18 protein-coding genes, 3 tRNA genes and 1 pseudogene are annotated in these 18,738 nt (G+C 37.4%); 9 read left to right on the top strand and 13 right to left on the bottom strand.

Translation table 11 applies throughout. The annotated features are described in order from the left end of the window. The 4 genes from GQR44_RS02140 to GQR44_RS19600 all read right to left on the bottom strand — a co-directional run bounded on the left by GQR44_RS02140 (position 1) and on the right by GQR44_RS19600 (position 2,583). Positions 1-456, bottom strand: a complete 456-nt coding sequence (locus GQR44_RS02140) for a TRAP transporter small permease subunit (RefSeq protein WP_166368750.1) — start codon at positions 454-456, stop codon at positions 1-3. Positions 457-519: 63 nt separating this feature from the next. Beyond that, entirely contained in the window at positions 520-1,530 is a 1,011-nt protein-coding gene (dctP, locus tag GQR44_RS02145; RefSeq protein ID WP_166368752.1) for a TRAP transporter substrate-binding protein DctP, read from the bottom strand. Positions 1,531-1,615: 85 nt separating this feature from the next. Continuing rightward, on the bottom strand, positions 1,616-2,332 hold the full coding sequence (locus GQR44_RS02150) for a LysR substrate-binding domain-containing protein (RefSeq protein WP_346774313.1): 717 nt from the start codon (positions 2,330-2,332) through the stop codon (positions 1,616-1,618). Then, positions 2,305-2,583: a LysR family transcriptional regulator gene (locus tag GQR44_RS19600; protein ID WP_205962931.1), complete on the bottom strand. Its 279-nt coding sequence runs from the start codon at positions 2,581-2,583 to the stop codon at positions 2,305-2,307. Before GQR44_RS19600 ends, GQR44_RS02150 begins: the two co-directional genes overlap by 28 nt. A gap of 239 nt (positions 2,584-2,822) precedes the next feature. Here GQR44_RS19600 and GQR44_RS02155 point away from each other — a divergent pair, with 239 nt between their 5' ends. Continuing rightward, entirely contained in the window at positions 2,823-2,966 is a 144-nt protein-coding gene (locus GQR44_RS02155; RefSeq protein ID WP_166368754.1) for a hypothetical protein, read from the top strand. Positions 2,967-3,116: 150 nt separating this feature from the next. On the opposite strand, the gene GQR44_RS02160 is transcribed toward GQR44_RS02155, so the two are convergent. The 5 genes from GQR44_RS02160 to murB form a co-directional block, all read right to left on the bottom strand. Beyond that, positions 3,117-3,191 (bottom strand) — tRNA-Gly (locus tag GQR44_RS02160). A 90-nt stretch (positions 3,192-3,281) separates the two neighbouring features. After that, positions 3,282-3,365, bottom strand: a tRNA-Tyr gene (locus GQR44_RS02165). Between the two features lie 10 nt (positions 3,366-3,375). After that, positions 3,376-3,451: transfer RNA gene (locus GQR44_RS02170), tRNA-Thr, on the bottom strand. Positions 3,452-3,568: 117 nt separating this feature from the next. Beyond that, entirely contained in the window at positions 3,569-4,540 is a 972-nt protein-coding gene (birA, locus tag GQR44_RS02175; RefSeq protein ID WP_166368756.1) for a bifunctional biotin--[acetyl-CoA-carboxylase] ligase/biotin operon repressor BirA, read from the bottom strand. Beyond that, positions 4,533-5,594 (bottom strand): UDP-N-acetylmuramate dehydrogenase, encoded by a 1,062-nt coding sequence (murB, locus tag GQR44_RS02180; RefSeq protein WP_166368758.1) that lies wholly within the window; start codon positions 5,592-5,594, stop codon positions 4,533-4,535. The genes birA and murB overlap by 8 nt, the downstream gene beginning before the upstream one ends. Before the next feature lie 145 nt (positions 5,595-5,739). Here murB and GQR44_RS02185 point away from each other — a divergent pair, with 145 nt between their 5' ends. Beyond that, entirely contained in the window at positions 5,740-6,183 is a 444-nt protein-coding gene (locus GQR44_RS02185) for a GNAT family N-acetyltransferase (protein ID WP_166368760.1), read from the top strand. Here the strand turns inward: GQR44_RS02185 and msrB are convergent. Then, a pseudogene (gene msrB / locus GQR44_RS02190) lies at positions 6,150-6,563 on the bottom strand (peptide-methionine (R)-S-oxide reductase MsrB); the annotation flags it as partial. The gene GQR44_RS02185 and the pseudogene msrB overlap by 34 nt on opposite strands. 435 nt (positions 6,564-6,998) lie before the next feature. On the opposite strand from msrB, the gene leuA reads away from it, so the two are divergent. Beyond that, complete coding sequence (gene leuA / locus GQR44_RS02195; RefSeq protein ID WP_166368764.1) at positions 6,999-8,549, top strand: 2-isopropylmalate synthase; 1,551 nt, start codon at positions 6,999-7,001, stop codon at positions 8,547-8,549. A 66-nt stretch (positions 8,550-8,615) separates the two neighbouring features. After that, positions 8,616-9,245 carry an MBL fold metallo-hydrolase gene (locus GQR44_RS02200; RefSeq protein ID WP_166368766.1) on the top strand — a complete coding sequence of 210 codons (630 nt, stop codon included), beginning with the start codon at positions 8,616-8,618 and terminating at the stop codon, positions 9,243-9,245. A gap of 85 nt (positions 9,246-9,330) precedes the next feature. Here GQR44_RS02200 and GQR44_RS02205 read toward each other — a convergent pair whose 3' ends face one another. After that, entirely contained in the window at positions 9,331-10,539 is a 1,209-nt protein-coding gene (locus GQR44_RS02205; RefSeq protein ID WP_166368768.1) for a DUF945 family protein, read from the bottom strand. A 306-nt stretch (positions 10,540-10,845) separates the two neighbouring features. Between GQR44_RS02205 and cobO the strand changes: the two genes are divergently transcribed. Next, a complete protein-coding gene (cobO, locus tag GQR44_RS02210) occupies positions 10,846-11,454 on the top strand; it encodes a cob(I)yrinic acid a,c-diamide adenosyltransferase (RefSeq protein WP_166368770.1) in 609 nt (202 codons plus the stop codon). A 98-nt stretch (positions 11,455-11,552) separates the two neighbouring features. Here cobO and prlC read toward each other — a convergent pair whose 3' ends face one another. Further along, positions 11,553-13,604: an oligopeptidase A gene (gene prlC / locus GQR44_RS02215; protein ID WP_166368772.1), complete on the bottom strand. Its 2,052-nt coding sequence runs from the start codon at positions 13,602-13,604 to the stop codon at positions 11,553-11,555. Positions 13,605-13,809: 205 nt separating this feature from the next. Here prlC and GQR44_RS02220 point away from each other — a divergent pair, with 205 nt between their 5' ends. Then, entirely contained in the window at positions 13,810-15,798 is a 1,989-nt protein-coding gene (locus GQR44_RS02220; protein WP_166368774.1) for an ATP-binding protein, read from the top strand. 132 nt (positions 15,799-15,930) lie between these two features. Here GQR44_RS02220 and yihA read toward each other — a convergent pair whose 3' ends face one another. Next, a complete protein-coding gene (gene yihA, locus GQR44_RS02225; RefSeq protein ID WP_346774308.1) occupies positions 15,931-16,629 on the bottom strand; it encodes a ribosome biogenesis GTP-binding protein YihA/YsxC in 699 nt (232 codons plus the stop codon). 129 nt (positions 16,630-16,758) lie between these two features. Between yihA and GQR44_RS02230 the strand changes: the two genes are divergently transcribed. The 3 genes from GQR44_RS02230 to GQR44_RS02240 all read left to right on the top strand — a co-directional run bounded on the left by GQR44_RS02230 (position 16,759) and on the right by GQR44_RS02240 (position 18,627). Beyond that, positions 16,759-17,361, top strand: a complete 603-nt coding sequence (locus GQR44_RS02230; protein WP_166368776.1) for a c-type cytochrome — start codon at positions 16,759-16,761, stop codon at positions 17,359-17,361. 198 nt (positions 17,362-17,559) lie between these two features. Further along, positions 17,560-18,132 carry a Der GTPase-activating protein YihI gene (yihI, locus tag GQR44_RS02235; protein WP_166368778.1) on the top strand — a complete coding sequence of 191 codons (573 nt, stop codon included), beginning with the start codon at positions 17,560-17,562 and terminating at the stop codon, positions 18,130-18,132. A 12-nt stretch (positions 18,133-18,144) separates the two neighbouring features. Next, positions 18,145-18,627: a DUF2489 domain-containing protein gene (locus GQR44_RS02240; RefSeq protein ID WP_166368780.1), complete on the top strand. Its 483-nt coding sequence runs from the start codon at positions 18,145-18,147 to the stop codon at positions 18,625-18,627. Positions 18,628-18,738: the final 111 nt, after the last annotated feature.

Here is an 18,738-nt window from a genome sequence, read left to right on the forward strand (position 1 = left end):
TTACCTTTTTAGCAGAGACTTAACAATCTGTATTGATGTGTAAATCGACAATAAGAAAAAGCCAATGGGTAGAGAAAGCATAGGAATCGTTTTACTTACGCCAAGCCCTATCGTTGGAAAAATAGTAATGGACATTGCATATTTATAACTAAAATAAGTAAATACACTTGCCACTAATAACGTAATTAGCTTCGTATACATAAATATTAAAAAGGCTATTTTTTTATTTTTAATACGGTCAATGACATCTAACCTCATATGTTCATTAGTATTAGCTAAAAATGATGCAGCAATCAATACCATATAAATAAGTAAATAACGGGAGGCTTCTTCTGTCCATATTAAAGAGAAATCAAATACATACCTTCCAATAACTGAGAAGAGTAAATTAATGAGGTTTAATATGAGTAGTGCAGATGCAATGAAAATAAAAAAACTGTTAATTTTTTTTAGCATATCTAATCCATGCCTAGATAGGAAAGTAAATTGCTACTCGAACAGTAGCAATTTACTTTATGATTAAAGGTCGTCAGTGGCTAATTTAATCCAAGATTCATCAACACCTTGTTCTAGTAACCAAGCAATGTATGAATCTTTTGAAAGTTTACTAAATTCAATAAGTTCATCATTTGTCGGTCTATAAACTTTCATTCCTTTTTCTTCTAGGTAAGAGATACGTTGATTTACTGTTTTTTCAACTTCAACTCGATTAATGTCATTTGCTCTTTTAACAGCTGATAACAAAATCTCTTTCTCTTTTTCAGTTAAGCTTTTAAGTAAGGCATCATTTGCAACTAAGAATTGATCTGAATATTGTACATTTGCGAGAGTCATATATTTTTGAACTTCATATAAACTACCCATTATAATATACATGGGAGGGTTCATTTGCCCATCAGCAACCCCCGTTTTTAAAGCCATATAAACTTCTGTCCATGGGATTGGTGTGCCAGAAGCACCAAATCCTTTGTATAGAGCCACTTGGCTTTTATCCATTGCTCTAAACTTCAGCCCTTCAAAATCTTTAGGAGATTTTATTTCTTTCTTGTTATTGGTGAAAGCGAGAAACCCCCCTTCTTCAACTACAGCTAAAATATGAGCATTGGTCTTTTTATAAAACTCAGATCTTGCTTTCTCCCAATATTTACCATGGTCAAAGAAATTACGAGCTTGTTCAAAACTATCAAATTGAAAAGGAATTGAACTGACAAATATTTCAGGGAAAAGAGGTGATATACCACCAAATGAAGCAACATTCAGACTTGGAGAATTAATAACTTGCTCCATTCTTTCTTGCTCACCACCTAAGATACTATTAGGAAATAGTTTAATTTCTAAACTCCCCTCAGTTTCTTTTTCAACAATAGATTTAACATTTGAAACAAATAGATGCACCGCATTTTTTTCAGTATCGGCAGCACCGTTGTAGCTTAAATTGATGGTTGCAGCATAAATTGGATAAGAACTAAGGACAGACAGTGTTACAATTGCACTAAGTTTTAATGCATATTTTTTTGCAGTTAAGATCATAAATTACCTCGTAAGCTTCCGTGTTAGAGTGAATTATTAATATAGGTTATCCCTGTTGAAGATTCTACGCTCTAAGTGTTGATATTTAATCAACACTTATTTTATTAGAGTCAAACTTAAGAAATAAGGTATTTTCTGATAAAAAGCGCATAAACGTAACGGCCTCCAAAGATAGCTCAACATCCAATAGAGATTGAACTCTTACCCTTGCTTGTAAAAACATATCGATATTTGTTTTTACAATTTCTATCTTCCCTTGTTTTATTTCCTCCATGACAGTGAGTTTAGGCATGAAAGTAACGCCTAAGCCTGAGCAGACAAAGCTCACAAGCGCATTCACAGAGTTTGTTTGTAATTTAGGCTCTAATTCCAAACCATAAACTTCACAGGCATGATCAACGAGCTTTCCCATACCTGTCGATGTATTGATGATTGCAACAGGAATATTTTTAAGTTCATGCGCAGAAATCTCCTTTGACTGCAACGCTAAAGGGTGACCCATCGGCACGATAAGTTCAAGAGGGTGTATTCTTTCTATATGTGTTTCTAGTTTGTGATCAAATGAAGAAGCGTAAGTTATTATAAAATCAACCTCTCTCGCATTTAACATTTTAATGGCGTCAGCCGCTCCCGCGACTTCAATGGATAAACTAATATCAGGGTATCTCCACATAAATTCTTTTAAAGATGATTGAATTAAATCGGTAATAAACCCCTCACCAATGGCTATTTTGATATTCCCTTTTTTAAGACCTTTTAACCTATTTAATTTTGCTAAAACAGAAGCCTCACTTTTGATAATGCTCTGAAAACAGAAGCCTCACTTTTGATAATGCTCTGGTGGTACCGTAATAACTCTTCACCTGCATCAGTAATAACGGATGCATTACCCCCTCTTTCCCATACTTTAATTTGGTTTTCTTCTTCTAATTGCGATAGCTTTCGGCTCATTGCCGCTGGATCTACCCCTATCATTTTTGATGCTTTCCTTAAAGAACCATACTTTGATAAAGCGGTTAAATATTCCAAAGCTCTAAAATCAATATGCTGCATATCACTTCCCTGTATTAAACCTGCGAGAACTACTACCTGCTTGTTTATCCTACAATACTTTCAATCTAACCGTTATCAAAGAAATTTATACCAAGCTTAAAGAATGTTGTGTAGGGAGTTACTTAACATAAGGTCCCACTGGCATTATCAACTTATCCACTCTGGATAATTAAAGGGAGTTGAATCTAAACTTGGGATCCAACTAACCAGCATCCATTCAGAAAATGAGCACTTACGAAATGATCGATAGTGTTTTACTTCCATTAAATGACAACCAAAACGAAGCAGATCATTTGCCACACCATGGCAACTTAAAAAGCGTTGAGGTTGGAGAACTTTATGAGCTTCAAAGCAAAAAATTAGAAGTAAAGCCAGAGGAATAGAAACGAGAAAATGGATTACTATCAACACCATTAAAAAATAGGCTTTGGTATCGAATAGTCACCGTTTGGTCACCAATTTTTTTCAGAAAGCAGAAACAAAAAAACCAAGCATAAGAGCTTGGTTTTAAAGTTACTTTCTATAACGAAAGTTGGAGCGGGCAGCGGGAATCGAACCCGCATTATCAGCTTGGAAGGCTGGAGTAATAGCCATTATACGATGCCCGCAAACTGCATCTAGTAGCAAAAGCTACCAAGCAAAAAACAATGCTGTGCATTGTTATCTACTTACTCACTGTGACAAGTGAGATAAAAATATGGTGGAGGGAGGTGGATTCGAACCACCGAAGCTTTCGCGACAGATTTACAATCTGTTCCCTTTGGCCACTCGGGAACCCCTCCAGTACTTAGATGGTGCCGACTACCGGAGTCGAACTGGTGACCTACTGATTACAAGTCAGTTGCTCTACCTACTGAGCTAAGTCGGCGCTGTCTAAGTGCCGCGAATATTAAAGAACTTGAGCACACCTTGCAAGTGTTTCTTAGTAAAAAATTGGAGTTTTTTGATTGTTTGCTTAAAAACAAATCAATTTCTAACATTTAGCCTAATTATTCGCCAAACGTAACGAAATTTCTCCACCAATATACGCTTTCACTTGTTCATCTATTTCCAATAACAAAGCACCTTGATCATTAATTCCTCTGCAAACGCCTTTTTGCACCTTATCAGCCACCAGCAAATTCACTTGTTGGTTAATAAAGCAGTCCAATTCAAACCAACGTGCTAAAAATGGAGCTAGTCCTGTTTCTTCATAGGCATGCAATAGCGTATGCAACTCTTTAATTAATAACCCTGACAGTTTATTACGGTCAACCGGTTGCGTGCTGATGTTATTTAAATCAATCCAAGGCTGATCAATCAATTTACCTTGCTCAGCTGGCATTCTCACATTAATACCAATACCAATCACGGTATGGCAAACATCAGAAGCCTGCGCATTGAGTTCGATTAAGATACCCGCAAGCTTTTTACCTTGATAATAAAGATCGTTAGGCCACTTTAACCCTACGCCTTGAATTCCTAGCTTTTCCAATGCATTAACGGTGGCAATGCCGACCAGCAAACTTAAACCGGAGGCTTTGTCTATTCCTGCATCTAATCGCCAATACATTGAGAAGTAGAGGTGAGAAGCAAAGGGTGAGATCCACTCTCGTCCTCGACGCCCACGCCCAGCTGTTTGATATTCTGCGATACAGGTTTGGCCGTTATTAAGCGAGGGAATTTTATCTAATAAGTATTGGTTGGTTGACTCCAGAATTTGCTCTACATGTACATGCTCTGAGCCACTCACAAGTTTAATGGCTTGTTCGTCCAATAATGCTAAGCGGGTGGCACTGCAATAACCTTTTCCAGTGACCTTATAAATATCTAACCCAATCTCTTGCAAGGCTTTGATATAGTTATTAACCGAGGTTCTTGATACCCCTAATAGCTCACCGATTTTTTCACCGGAATGAAATTCACCATCAGCTAATAGCGTTAATAACTTGTTACCTTGCTCATTTAATTCAGACATTTTGGATCACCTGTTGTAGCGATGTTTCACCCACGGCATCAATGAAGCGCACTTCATGTTCTAATAGCACCGCAAATTTTTGTAATACTTGCTCTCTCACAAACCACGCTAACTCAATCACATCCTCTGCCGTTGCTTTTCCATTGTCATTAATAAGCACTAGAGCTTGCTGTAGATGTACTGCTGCGCCACCTACTTTTTTACCTTTTAAACCACATTGGTCTATTAACCAACCTGCCGCTAATTTAACGCTGCCATCGGGTTGTGGATAATGTGGCATATCTGAATGATGGGATAAAAGCTGTTGGCTTAAATGTTCACTGACAATTGGGTTTTTAAAGAAGCTACCGGCATTACCTAATATTTTAGGATCAGGTAATTTTTCGCTTCGGATATGGCAGACACTATCAAATATCTGTTTTGCGCTAACTGACTCTTCAGTTTCATTGAGGCCTTGCAACAAACCATAACGACAATGTGCTTGCCATTGCTTAGGTAATTTTAAAGATACTGACGTAATTAAAGCGCGATCTTTTAACTCCCCCTTGAAAATACTATCGCGATAGGTGAATAAGCACTGTTCATTGGAGAGTGTGTTGAGGCTGCCGTCAATGAGGTCAATATAATCAACACTGACACAGAAATCTTTAAGCTCAACACCGTAAGCGCCAATGTTTTGTACTGGCGCTGCGCCCACGACTCCCGGTATTAATGCCAGATTTTCTAAGCCATAAATACCTTGTTCGATGGTACTTTCAACTAGTTGATGCCAATCTTCACCTGCACTCACGTTGAGCAGATGATGAGTTTGATCTGCACTATGAGCCACGCCCATTAATTCTACTTTTATCACTAATCCGCTGAAATCGTCACAGAATAAAGTATTACTCCCTCCACCTAATACTAAGATAGGCTTCTCATTAGCACGCATCTCTTTGATCAATGCTAATAATTCGGGTAATTGCGAAAGCTGTTGAAAACGAAAAAGAAGATGCGCATGAGCATCAATTGAAAAGCTGTTAAAAGCCTTGAGTGAGCTGTTTTTTTCAATCATGATAATCCCTTATGGCATTAATATAGTCGCCCCTATTTATGATCTCTTTTTATCGTCACTTTTTATCGTTATTATAAAAATTAAATAGGCCACGGTGAGATAGTTTACCTTATCAATCACTTGAAACAAGTCACTCGGGATTTAGATGGACCTTAACTCACTGCAATTTTGTCAATTACAGAAAGACCAAATACCTTTGGTCAATCAATTTTATAAGCAAGTCTATAAAAAAGGGCTTGCGAATAAAAGTGAACAAGTATTTGTTATAAAAAATCAACAAATACTGTGTGCAGCACGGCTAAAAACGGTACAAGGTGCAACACTCTTAACCGGTGTGGCTTGTTTACCTGCACTAAGAGGACAAGGTTTGGCAAGTAACTTACTAACCCAATTGCTTAGCGCTCAAATTCAGACTATTTACTGTTTTCCCTATCCACATTTGCAGATATTTTATCAACGACTTGGGTTTCAAACGTTGGAAGCGGCAACACTACCCGAAAAACTCGGCATTCAGTACCAACGTTATAACAGCCGAAAACCTTTACTTTGTATGATTTACGCTGGAAATAACGTTAATAAATCAGCGTAACCTTCCTCTGCCATTTTTTCTTTTTCAATAAAGCGTAGTGAAGCAGAATTAATACAATAACGTAAACCTGTTGGAGCAGGTCCATCGTCAAACACATGCCCTAGGTGTGAATCAGCTGCCACACTTCTAATTTCAGTGCGTTGTGAAAATAATTTGTTATCTACTTTTTCAGCTAGCTCTGTATCAGCAATCGGTTGTGTAAAACTTGGCCATCCACAGTGTGCATCGAATTTATCTAGTGAACTGAATAAAGGTTCGCCCGATACAATATCCACATAAATACCTTGTGCGGTATTGTCCCAATATAAATTATTAAAAGGAGGCTCTGTGCCCTCTTGTTGTGTCACTTGGTATTGCAGATCGCTTAATTGTTGTTTCAATTCATCTTGTGATGGTTTTTTAAATTCACTCATTATTTTTCCTCTTTGTTCAATGTATTCGATAATACGACTTTATTGACCAGAATAAAATGTTATACCTGTTATCATTCAAGATACAAAAATCAGCAGGTATTGAGATGTTCAAGCTGTGAATATCAAGATGAAGATCTAAAGGCGATAAACACTGCGTGCATTATCTCGGTTATGGTAATAAGCACTTGACGCACAATTTAAAAACCGTAATTATTCATGCCACTATCATATTTCGGGTGAATTGATGACCTTTCTAACTGCACTCCTGCCAAGTTTACTGCTGACGTATAATGCGTACGGGTTGTGAGTGTCTGAATCAATATCAGTTAAACTCTAAAAACCCGTGCACTGCGCGGGTTTTTTTATAGCCACGATAAACCACTATCTATAAGAGGGATTTCTATGTCTGAGCAAGTAATTATTTTCGATACCACTTTACGCGATGGTGAACAGGCACTAAGTGCAAGCCTTACAGTAAAAGAAAAACTTCAGATTGCCTTTGCGCTTGAGCGTTTAGGGGTGGATATTATGGAGGTAGGCTTCCCTATTTCATCACCTGGTGATTTCGAATCTGTTCAAACCATCGCTAAAGAGATTAAAAATAGTCGCATCTGCGCCCTTTCTCGTGCCTTGCCTAAAGATATTGATGCAGCAGCACAGGCATTAAAAGTTGCTGATGCTTTCCGTATCCACACCTTTATTTCAACCTCTACTATCCATGTAGAAAGTAAATTAAAACGTTCATTTGATGATGTATTAGAGATGGCTGTGAAAGCTGTTAAGTACGCACGTAACTTTACCGATGACGTTGAGTTCTCCTGTGAAGATGCAGGCCGTACACCGATTGATAATTTATGCCGTATGGTTGAGCAAGCCATCAAAGCGGGTGCTAATACTATTAATATTCCAGATACTGTTGGTTACACTTATCCAAGTGAATTTGGCGGTATTATTAAAACCTTATTTGAGCGCGTACCAAATATCGACCAAGCTGTTATTTCTGTACATTGTCACGATGATTTAGGCATGTCGGTGGCGAACTCTATTACCGCCGTTGAAAATGGTGCGCGTCAGATTGAATGTACCATGAATGGTATCGGTGAACGTGCTGGTAACTGTTCATTGGAAGAAGTGGCGATGATTTTACATACACGTAAAGCTAAAATGGGCTACTCAACTAAGATTAATCCCGTTGAAATTGCACGCACTAGCCAATTAGTGAGCCAAATCTGTAATATGCCTATTCAATCTAATAAAGCGATTGTAGGGGCTAATGCCTTTTCTCATTCATCGGGCATTCATCAAGATGGTGTGTTAAAAGCACAGAATACCTATGAAATTATCACCCCTGAAAGCGTAGGTATTTTAACGAATAAATTAAACTTAACTTCTCGCTCTGGCCGCCACGTTATTCAACACCGTATGCAAGAGTTAGGTTACCGCGATACAGATTATGATTTAGAGGAGTTATACACTAGCTTTTTAGCGTTAGCGGATAAAAAAGGCCAAGTATTTGACTACGATTTAGAAGCGTTAATGTTCTTTAACCAAATCGATAATGAACCTGAACACTACAAACTATCAAGCATCAACGTTCAATCTGGCTCTGGCTTAGTGGCGACTGCAACGGTTGTAATGCAAATTGGTGAAGATAAACGAGTTGTAGAAGCTGCAACGGGTAACGGCCCAATCGATGCAACTTATCAATGTTTGATGCGCATCTCGGGTCTAGACATTAATATGGACTCTTATAAAATTAGCAGTAAAGGTAAAGGCAAAGATGCCTTAGGACAAGTGGATATTGTTGCTTCTTACAAGGAACAAAAATTCCATGGTATTGGTTTATCAACGGATATTATTGAATCTTCTGCCAAGGCATTAGTGCATGTAATGAACCATATTCACCTTGCTAAAGCCGTTGAAGTTAAGAAAAAGCATTTAGCACAAGTATAACCTGATAAAATGAGTTTGATAAAAAGGCAACCAAGTGTTGCCTTTTGCATTATTAAGGACTGAAAAATGAAAATAGTTGTTATTCCGGTTACACCTTATCAACAGAATTGTAGCTTGGTCATTTGTGAAACAACAAAAAAAGCAGCGGTCGTGGATCCCGGTGGTGAAGTAGAACGCATTATCAGCGCGATTAAAAACCATCAAGTGACCGTTGATAAAATTATCTTAACCCATGGGCATTTAGATCACGTGGGCGGCACTGAACCATTAATGCAACGCTTAAATGTACCCGTTATAGGCCCAGAAAAAGAGGATGCGTTTTGGTTAGAAACACTCGAACAGCAAAGCCAAATGTTTTCTTTTCCTAAAACAAGCAGTTTTTTACCAACGCAATGGTTACAAGAAGGCGATGTAATTGAAGTAGGCGATATAAAACTCGACGTTTTACATGTACCAGGGCATACACCAGGTCATGTTGCTTTATTTGATGCAAACAGCAAGCAAATTATCGTGGGTGATATTTTATTTAATGGCTCGATTGGCCGTACTGATTTTCCACGTGGTGATCATGGGCAATTAATCTCAGGCATTAAACAAAAAATACTCACTTTACCTGAAGAGACAGTGGTTTTTCCTGGCCATGGCCCAACCACTACCATTGGCAGAGAAAAAGTCAGCAACCCATACTTACGTTAGTTTTTACTAAAAAGCGTGAATAAGTATAAAGCGAGTGACATATTTTTTATTACAGTCTCTTCACTCGCTTTATAAACCTTAGCTTTTACATAGGAACAACTTGCCCGTTTACCTTGAGCTCACCTCTATCTAAACTCGAGGTTAGCGTTAACTGCTGATCCTGTTGTTTTAAGATACCACTAGCCATTCCCATTTGTATGAATCCGCCAACATTTGGTTGTTGTGCTAGCTTTTCCGGTAAACTCACATTTAATTCACCGTTGCTATAATCGATTAAAGCCAGTGGGTTATCCATTACTTCGGTGAGACCTGTACCACGTTGAATATTGAGTTCAAGGTCAGCATTGACCTCTCCCCAAGGCGTATTTGAACGGAGTGTTTGTAAAGTAACTTTACCTCCTAAGCTCAAAACATGTCCCAATTGCTGCTTAATTAAATGCGGCCTTTCTAAACTCGATTTTAGGTCTTGTAGCGCTGCCACATTAAGCCCTGATAACAATAGTTTAATATGATTATCAGTGAAGATTTCCTTCCCGTTTTTAAGCTCTTTTATGCGCCAGTCACTTACTGTATTAACTGTTTGTTGCTGTTGACCTATTTCACTTTTCCCTTCTAAACGTACCGATTTAAGATGTAACTGTTGCTCTGCACGCTGGAAATTAAATTGAGCAAGATGCATCTGATATTGGTAGTTAAATAAATCAGTATCTTTTACCTGTGAAAAAGTCGCTGATATCGCGATATTATCCGTAGCAAATTTTTCATCATAAATAGCGCCGCTAAAACCAGCCCAATCAATATCAAAAGAACCAGAATCATCTTTTAAATCATATTGATAGTTAAAGAATAACGGTGCGCTATTCAAACTTTCAACTTGATTATTAAATGCCCCTGCAACCAATGTTACTTTTCCTGTGACATTACCTAATAAATTGAGTTCTTCTGTCGAGAATAACCACTGATCAGTTTTGAAGTATTGTGTCAATTTTTGAGCTTGATGCGAATCTAATAACTTAATTTTACTATTTGCTATCGCTTTATACGGGTAATGGCGAATATCAGAATCAATCACGATATATTGCACACCTTGCCCTTCTACTGGGATCCTGATTTTAATTCTCGCATGTGCTGTTAATAATGATTTTTCATAACTAATCAACTGTACTTGTGTTTGTTTGTTTTGTGACTGTATCACCTGCTTCTCAAATTCAGTTTGTACCATTTCACCAACAAAATAGGTACTCACTAATGAGATAAAAAACAGTGCAAGTATTGAGATAAATAATTTTTTCATTATGCCCTTATTAAAAAATGGCTTCTAGTGAGATCCAAAATCGACCTGCCTGAGGAGTGTATTTACTTCATTATTTATTGAAAACATTGTAGATTACAATAGTTGAATCAAGTTTTTAGTCGATTCGACCAAAATAAATTCAAATTAAAACCACAACGGTGTTTTAACCTTTATGCCTTGTACCTGTTCACCTCACATCTTGCTGATTTTTGCATCTTGACTGGTAACGGGTATATTGATCCATCTATAGACCTGAACCATTCAAGTTTATATTCATCACCTATTTAGTAACAATAAGGAAAAAACATGGCTGCTGATAAAATTTCAGAAGAAAAGCATTTAAAAAAAATGAAAGCGGTAAAAGAAAAACAAGATCAAAAAATTGCAGCAGCACAGGAAGAGCGTGGTGTGAGTATCCTCTTAGCAGGCCCAGGTAAAGGTAAAAGTAGTTCTGCTTTTGGTATGTTAGCGCGTTCACTTGGCCATGGTCATAAAGTTGCGGTTGTACAGTTTTTAAAAGGTGCGATGTCTACCGGTGAGGAGAAATTTTTCACCAGCCACGACAATGTGGATTGGTTCACTATGGGTGACGGTTTCACGTGGGAAACTCAAAACAGACAAAAAGATATCGATAGTGCTAAAAAAGCCTGGGACAAAGCGGCTGAATTAATGGCTGATGAACAATATAATTTAGTTATATTAGATGAAATTACTTATATGTTTAAGTATGAATATCTTGAGATTCAACCAACTTTAGATGCGCTAAAAAATCGCCCTAAAAATATGAATGTGGTATTAACAGGCCGTGGTCCAAAGCAAGAGTTAATCGATGCAGTTGATACTTATAGTCTTATTCTAGCTGAAAAGCATGCCTTTAAAGATGGTGTTAAAGCACAAGCTGGTATTGAGTGGTAAACACTAAGTGATATAAGAGTAATATAACACCTAGAAAAAGGGCTTGTAAGTGATTCACTTCAAGCCCTTTTTTATTACTCGTTTAAAGCGATTTAACGTTATTTAATACCAGAATGACGTAATAACGCATCAATTGATGGCTCGCGTCCCATAAAGGCTTTAAACAATTCCATTGGTGCTTCGCTACCGCCTTTTTCAAGGATATTAGTTAAAAACGAACGTCCCGTCTCTGCATTAAAAATACCCGTTTCTTCAAAGCGAGAGAAGGCATCTGCCGATAATACCTCAGCCCATTTATAGCTGTAATAACCTGCTGCATAACCCCCAGCAAAGATATGACTAAAACTATGTTGGAATCTATTAAAGTCAGGCGCATCAATGACTGCTACTTTAGAACGTACTTCTGCTAACACTCTTTCAACTTGACCTTTTTCACCCACTTGGTATTGATTATGTAGAATAAAATCAAATAATGAGAACTCAAGCTGACGCACCATTTGTAATGCACTGTTGTAGTTTTTGGCTTCTAGCATTTTTTGCAATAGATCTGCAGGCAATGTATCACCGGTATCAACATGGCCAGAAATCAAGGCTAACGCTTCAGGCTCCCAACACCAATTTTCTAAGAACTGGCTTGGTAACTCGACTGCATCCCAAGGCACACCACTAATACCCGAAACACCTGATGATTCAACTTTAGTTAACATATGGTGAATACCGTGACCAAATTCATGGAATAACGTGACCACTTCATTGTGTGTAAACAATGCTTCTTGATCACCAACTGGCTTATTAAAGTTACAGGTCAAATAAGCGACAGGCAGTTGCAAGCTACCATCCACTTTACGACGACGCCCACGGCAATCTTGCATCCAAGCACCGCCACGTTTGTGTGCACGCGCGTATAAATCTAAATAGAAACTACCAATATGCTCTTTTTGACGGTTAAATATTTTAAAGAAACGCGCATCTTTATGCCAAGTATCAACATCTTTAAACTCTTTAATATTTAAATCAAAGAGACGATGTACAACATCAAATAACCCAGAGACAACTTTACTCTCGGGGAAGTAAGGGCGTAATTGTTCGTCGGATATGTTGTAACGTTGCTGTTTTAATAACTCAGCGTAATAACTTAAATCCCACGCTTGTAAATTATCTAGTCCGTCTTTTTGTTGTGCAAAAGCAAATACTTGGTCACGCTCTTGTTTCGCCTGCAGTATTGATTTATCCGCCAGCTCTGTTAAAAAATCAATAACTTGAGATGGTTTTTCAGCCATTTTTGTTGCTAAGCTATATTCACCAAAGTCATTAAAATCTAATAATTGAGCAAGTTCATGTCGTAACGATAATATCTGTTCAATATTTTCACTATTATCAAATTCGTTGGCGTTAGGGCCTTGATCAGAGGCACGTGTAGCAAAGGCGGTGTAAACCTCTTTACGTAATTCACGATTTTCTGCATATGACATCACAGCTAAGTAACTTGGAAAATCTAATGTAAATAAATAGCCTTCTAGCTCTTTTTCTTGTGCGGCTTGTTTAGCTGCTGCTATCGCTGTTTTTGGTAGGCCTGCTAGAGTGTCTAGATCAGTAACCAATTTACTCCAAGCGATGGTGGCATCCATTACATTGTTGCTAAAAGAAGATTGTAACTGTGAAAGTTGTTGTTTAATTTCACCGTAACGTTGTTTCTTATCATCACTTAATGCAATACCTGCTAATTTAAAATCACGCAGTTCATTTTCAACTACTTTTTTCTGTTCATCTTTTAATTCAGCAAATTCTGCACTATTGGCTATGCTTAAATAAGCTTCATACAGACCTTGGTGTTGACCGACAAAAGTACCATACTCTGAAAATAGGCCGATACATGCATCATGTGCAGCACGTAACTCATCATTACTAACCACTGCATTCATATGTGACACTGGTGACCATAGTTTTCCAAGATGATCATCTGCTTCATCTAATACGGCTACAAAATTGTCCCAGGTATAAGTATCTAATTCTGCTAACTTTTGTTCGATTAATGCTTTATTATCTGCAATCGTTTGTTTGACAATGGGTTCGATTTCATCAATCTTCAACTGACTGAAAAAAGGAAGGCCATCGGTTTTTGTTAAGCTCGAGTCTTTTGTTATAGTCATAGCATTCATCTTATCTGAGAAGGAACTGATAATATGCGGTCACAAATGATAAAATTCAAGGTATTGAATTCAGGCTAACTGATATTTTTTACCCTCAACAGTAAAATTGCACCGCTTACTGTACGTAGACACTGTCAGATGACGATATAGATGTAACAAATATCGTAGAGTTCTCGACATACATTTAAGCAATGGATTGATATTAATGCCTATAAATAAAATAACTTCTTTAGCAGAGCAGCCTCCTCTTCAAATAAAAAGCAGCTTATCCATTCGTTTACTTTCTTATATTTTAATTTGTAGTACCGCCCTAGCCATTATAATCACCTTGTTACAATTATTATTAGATTATCAACAAGATAGAGCAAAAATAGAAGATAGTATTGAACAGGTCAGATCCAGCTTTATACAGCCGCTCGCGGTTAGCTTATGGAATTTTGATAAAGAACAAATAGATATTCAGAGTAAAGGCATTATGAACTTGCCTTATATACAATACATAAAAGTACAGGAAGTCGTTGGTAATACCGAAGTAGCGATTTCACATCAAGGTACTAGCCAAGAGCACTACGATATTAGTAAAAAGTTTGACCTAATACATCAAGGTCAAGTCGTTGGTACCTTGTTTGTAGCGGCTTCTTTAGACCAAGTTTACGATAATTTAATCGAGAAATCGTTATTGATCCTAGTTGGGCAAACCATTAAAACTATGGTCGTATCCATTTGTATATTAATGATTATTTATTACATGGTTATCCGCCATATTAATAAAATTGCCGTTTATACCCGCAATATTAAACTCAGTGCAAGTAATAGAGATTTAAGATTAGATGGACGCGACCGTTATATTTCATCGAAAAGTGATGAACTAGATGAACTTGTTTATTTACTAAATAAAATGAAAAAACGTATTGTGGCAGAACTCACCGACAAAGAAACAGCCATCAAAGAACTGCAACAAGAGCGAGACTTCTCAGCCACCATAATCAACTCATCAAGTACCATTATTTGCTGTCTAGATGCTAACTTTAAAATATCCACTATAAACCCTGCGGCGGTTATTCTGACGGGATATTCACAGGAAGAGTTAAACCAAAAGAATTGGTTAGATATTTTTGTATCAGAAAGCCGTAAACAAGAGCTACTAGACAAACTTGCAGAGAACGAACCCTTACAGGGTATTGAAATCGAGATGCACGATCAAATGGGTGAAGTTAATACGCTATTATGGACCTTTTCCGCTTTTTATGAAGGCATGGATATTAAGTATTTGATTGGATTTGGTCACGATATCACACCACAAAAACAAGTAGAGCAAGAGATGCTGCTGCTTAATGACCAACTTGAAGAAAAAGTCACTAAACGAACAGCGGCTTTAACCGCCAGTAATAGCCAAATGATCCAAACCGTTGAACAGCTAAAACGCACCCAACAGACATTAGTAGAATCTGAAAAAATGGCTTCTTTAGGTAGTTTGGTTGCCGGTGTCACTCATGAAATTAATACCCCAATTGGTATTAGCGTTACCACTGCAACTGCGCTACAGGAAGAGATTGCTGGTCTAAAAGGCAAACTTGCAGATGGTCAACTTTCAGACTTTTACTTACAAGGTTTGATTGAACGTTTTTCAGAATCGGGTCGGTTATTACACAGCAACTTAAAACGCGCGGCTGATTTGATTAATAGTTTTAAACAAGTGGCTGTGGATCAATCTTCAGAGGCTTGTTATACCTTTAAATTAAAAGAAAATATCGAACAGGTCGTTACTTCGTTAAAGTATAAAATCAAACAAAGCCAAACCACGATTACCATAACTTGTCCTGAAGACCTTGTTATTTATAGTTTCCCCGGAAGTTTTGTACAGATTTATTCTAATTTAATCATTAACTCTCTGATCCATGGTTTTCAACAATGGGATGATCAACGTCAGATTTTTATTGATATTGAATTGCAGAAAACAACGCTTGTGATCGATTATCGAGATACTGGTAGAGGCATTCCAGAAGACATGACAGAGCGTATCTTTGACCCATTTGTAACAACTAAAAAAGGATCTGGAGGAAGTGGTTTAGGCACGCATATTGTTTATAATATTGTGACTCAATTGTTTAAAGGAGAAATTGAATATATGCCCTCGTCGCCCGGCGCGCACTTTGTGATGAGAATACCTTATCGAGCTTGTATGAATTCTTAGTCAGTTTGGGTTATATAAAAACGACGATAAAGCACATGAAAACTGCCGAAGATAATCTAACGGCAGTGTTCGGATTTACTTCACTGTATCGAGCTTACTAAGTTATACCGGTTTTACCCAGTGATATCTGATTTACTCAACTATACCTGTTGTCTGCTCTGAATCCAGATCGGTATTTACTTCAATTTCTTCTTCTGTTGCCGTTAGTAAGTCATGCTCGCCATACCATTGCGCTATTTTACGCTCTAATACATCAACACCTAACCCTTTCAAAGATGAGAATAATTCAACTTGCACATCACCTTCAAAATTTTCAGCTTCTTCACGCATTTTTAACAATGTTGCTTTACGTGCGCCCTGTTTTAATTTATCTGCTTTAGTGAGTAACGCTAACACCGGAATATTCGCATCAATAGCCCAAAATATTAACTGTTGATCTAAATCTTTAAAAGGATGGCGAATATCCATCAATACCACTAAGCCTTTTAAAGATTCTCTTTCTTGCAAGTACTCACCCAGCGATTTTTGCCATTTTAGCTTCATTGCTAATGGTACTTTTGCAAAACCATAACCAGGTAAATCGATCAGCCTTTTACCTTCTTCGATTTCAAATACGTTAATTAATTGCGTACGACCAGGAGTTTTACTGGTTCTTGCTAAACTTTTTTGACGAGTAAGGCGATTTAATGCACTAGATTTACCTGCATTAGAACGACCAGCAAACGCGACCTCGATACCACTTTCCACCGGTAAATGCTTATCTAAATGGCGAATATCAGGCGCACTAATTAAAAAATGTGCTTTTTGAAAATGTATTTTTGGAAATTCCACGATATGCCTCATATGTTTGTGTAGCAAAATTGTTACTTTACTGAAAACTTGTGTAAACTACACAAGCTTTATTTGCGCACATTGTAGCACGCCTAAATTAACAAACTTTAAGAATTAGATTGGATAGTTATGAATAAATTATTAGTAGCAGTCATCGCAGTATTGGGTTTTATTAACGTAGCTCAAGCACAAGGCGATATAGAAGCAGGGAAAACTAAATCAACGACGTGTGTAGCTTGTCACGGCGCTGACGGTAATAGTCCATCAAATCTATATCCAAAAATAGCAGGACAACATGCCTCTTATCTTGTAAAACAATTACAAGAGTTTAAAAGTGGTGATCGTGAAGATCCTATCATGGCAGGTATGGTAGCTGGGCTTTCAGAGCAGGATATGGAAGATTTAGCCGCTTATTTTTCTTCTCAAACAATGACGCCTGAAACCGTTTCTCCAGAAGTGGCAGAAGCAGCGAAGAAGTTTTACATGGGTGGTGATTTAGATCGCGGTATCCCAGGATGTACAGCTTGTCACGGTCCTAGAGGTAATGGTTTAGAGCTTGCTAAATTCCCTAAAATTTCAGGGCAACATCCAGCTTACTTAAAATCTCAACTTGAAAAATTCCGTAGCAACCTTCGCCACAATGCACCCAATGGTATGATGAAAGATATCTCAGTTAAGTTAAGCGACGCTGATATCGAATTATTATCTCAATATATTTCAGCGTTACATTAATCATTTCTGATTAAATCGCTTAAAAAGGCATATTTTTCGAGATATGCCTTTTTTTATATGCTTTTTTAAGTTTTATAAACCTGCTATTCTGCGCAACACTAACATCCCCCATTTTGGTGCTAATAGCACCGCTATCATTGATGTTGAAAAATGCTATCCGTAGCCATACATTATGATCGATATAAAAGGTAACTAAACATGTCTCGTACTAAAAAAAGCCGTAGCGCAGGTAACTCTGAGCCTAAATTTGATGGCAGCAGAAAAGAAACGTCTTCACAATCTCAGGCTTCACGCGATAAAAAACGTAAAGATAAATTAAAAGGTAATAAAGCTGGTAACCGTAATGCCGTTGAATCAAAGCAAAGCGCGCAAAAAAATCAGCGACAAGCCAATAACGATAAACGTATTGGCAGTAAAAAACCAATTGCCTTAACAAGTAATGATCAACCTCAAGAAGCTGTTAAGCCAAAGGTTCAATTACAACCCAAAGCGAAAGTCATTAAAAGCACAGTACAACAAGCTCCAGAAGCTCCTAAGTTATCACCGGAAAAAGAACTTTCAGAGCTTGAAAATAATGAACGCTTAAATGATTTATTAGAGCAAATGGAAACGGATCAAGCTTTATCAAAAGAAGACCAAACTTGGGTTGATAAACAGATGAAGCGCCACCAAGAGTTAATGAAGAAATTAGGTTGGATTGATGACCAAGGCGAAGAAGACTTGTTACAGCAATTTGAAGATGCAAGCTCAGCTTTAGATGAATTTAGATAGGCGAAACCCTACATGGACATGATGATGATATTAGCAACCTTAGCGGTTGTGATAGTACTTGCTCTGGCTTTTTATGCTGGCATGTTGCTCAATAAATTAAAAATGCAAAAAGTACAGGCTTTGAAACTTGAGCAACAACAAGAGTTAACAAAAAAGCAGAAGATTGAAGATAGAAACAATAACATTGTTGAAAGTATTCGCTTTATCGCTAAAGCGACTACACAAAAGCAATGCAATGTATCGGAAGCTGCTATTCGTTTAACGGTATTATTAGAAACATTACAACTGTCAAAACCCATTGATATCGCGGCTACTTACCCAGCTTTGACGGCTATGTATGAAAAAGTAAAAGACATGCCAACCCATGATGAGCGGAAGAGTTATCCAGTAAAAGAAATTAAAATAATGGATATTAAACGCGAATTATTTGAAGTAGAAGTTGAAGAAGATATCATTAAAGAAAGTGCAAAATTAGCAGAGTTTACTATTCTATAGCCTTTACCATTCAAGGTGAGAAGTCACCTAGCCGAGAAATGAATAGACTCTTGGTATAAAGGTGTATCGCTAATGAGCATAGTATAAACAATAACTTAAATATACTTTTTG

Origin of the sequence: Psychromonas sp. SA13A (assembly GCF_011378715.1) — a bacterium.
Lineage (GTDB): Bacteria > Pseudomonadota > Gammaproteobacteria > Enterobacterales > Psychromonadaceae > Psychromonas.

Bases quoted from the DNA above. Each gene is read 5' to 3' on its own strand.
- GQR44_RS02140 (WP_166368750.1), bottom strand. From the start codon at position 456: ATGCTAAAAAAAATTAACAGTTTTTTTATTTTCATTGCATCTGCACTA.
- dctP (WP_166368752.1), bottom strand. From the start codon at position 1,530: ATGATCTTAACTGCAAAAAAATATGCATTAAAACTTAGTGCAATTGTA.
- GQR44_RS19600 (WP_205962931.1), bottom strand. From the start codon at position 2,583: ATGCAGCATATTGATTTTAGAGCTTTGGAATATTTAACCGCTTTATCA.
- GQR44_RS02155 (WP_166368754.1), top strand. From the start codon at position 2,823: ATGATCGATAGTGTTTTACTTCCATTAAATGACAACCAAAACGAAGCA.
- birA (WP_166368756.1), bottom strand. From the start codon at position 4,540: ATGTCTGAATTAAATGAGCAAGGTAACAAGTTATTAACGCTATTAGCT.
- murB (WP_166368758.1), bottom strand. From the start codon at position 5,594: ATGATTGAAAAAAACAGCTCACTCAAGGCTTTTAACAGCTTTTCAATT.
- GQR44_RS02185 (WP_166368760.1), top strand. From the start codon at position 5,740: ATGGACCTTAACTCACTGCAATTTTGTCAATTACAGAAAGACCAAATA.
- leuA (WP_166368764.1), top strand. From the start codon at position 6,999: ATGTCTGAGCAAGTAATTATTTTCGATACCACTTTACGCGATGGTGAA.
- GQR44_RS02200 (WP_166368766.1), top strand. From the start codon at position 8,616: ATGAAAATAGTTGTTATTCCGGTTACACCTTATCAACAGAATTGTAGC.
- GQR44_RS02205 (WP_166368768.1), bottom strand. From the start codon at position 10,539: ATGAAAAAATTATTTATCTCAATACTTGCACTGTTTTTTATCTCATTA.
- cobO (WP_166368770.1), top strand. From the start codon at position 10,846: ATGGCTGCTGATAAAATTTCAGAAGAAAAGCATTTAAAAAAAATGAAA.
- prlC (WP_166368772.1), bottom strand. From the start codon at position 13,604: ATGACTATAACAAAAGACTCGAGCTTAACAAAAACCGATGGCCTTCCT.
- GQR44_RS02220 (WP_166368774.1), top strand. From the start codon at position 13,810: ATGCCTATAAATAAAATAACTTCTTTAGCAGAGCAGCCTCCTCTTCAA.
- GQR44_RS02230 (WP_166368776.1), top strand. From the start codon at position 16,759: ATGAATAAATTATTAGTAGCAGTCATCGCAGTATTGGGTTTTATTAAC.
- yihI (WP_166368778.1), top strand. From the start codon at position 17,560: ATGTCTCGTACTAAAAAAAGCCGTAGCGCAGGTAACTCTGAGCCTAAA.
- GQR44_RS02240 (WP_166368780.1), top strand. From the start codon at position 18,145: ATGGACATGATGATGATATTAGCAACCTTAGCGGTTGTGATAGTACTT.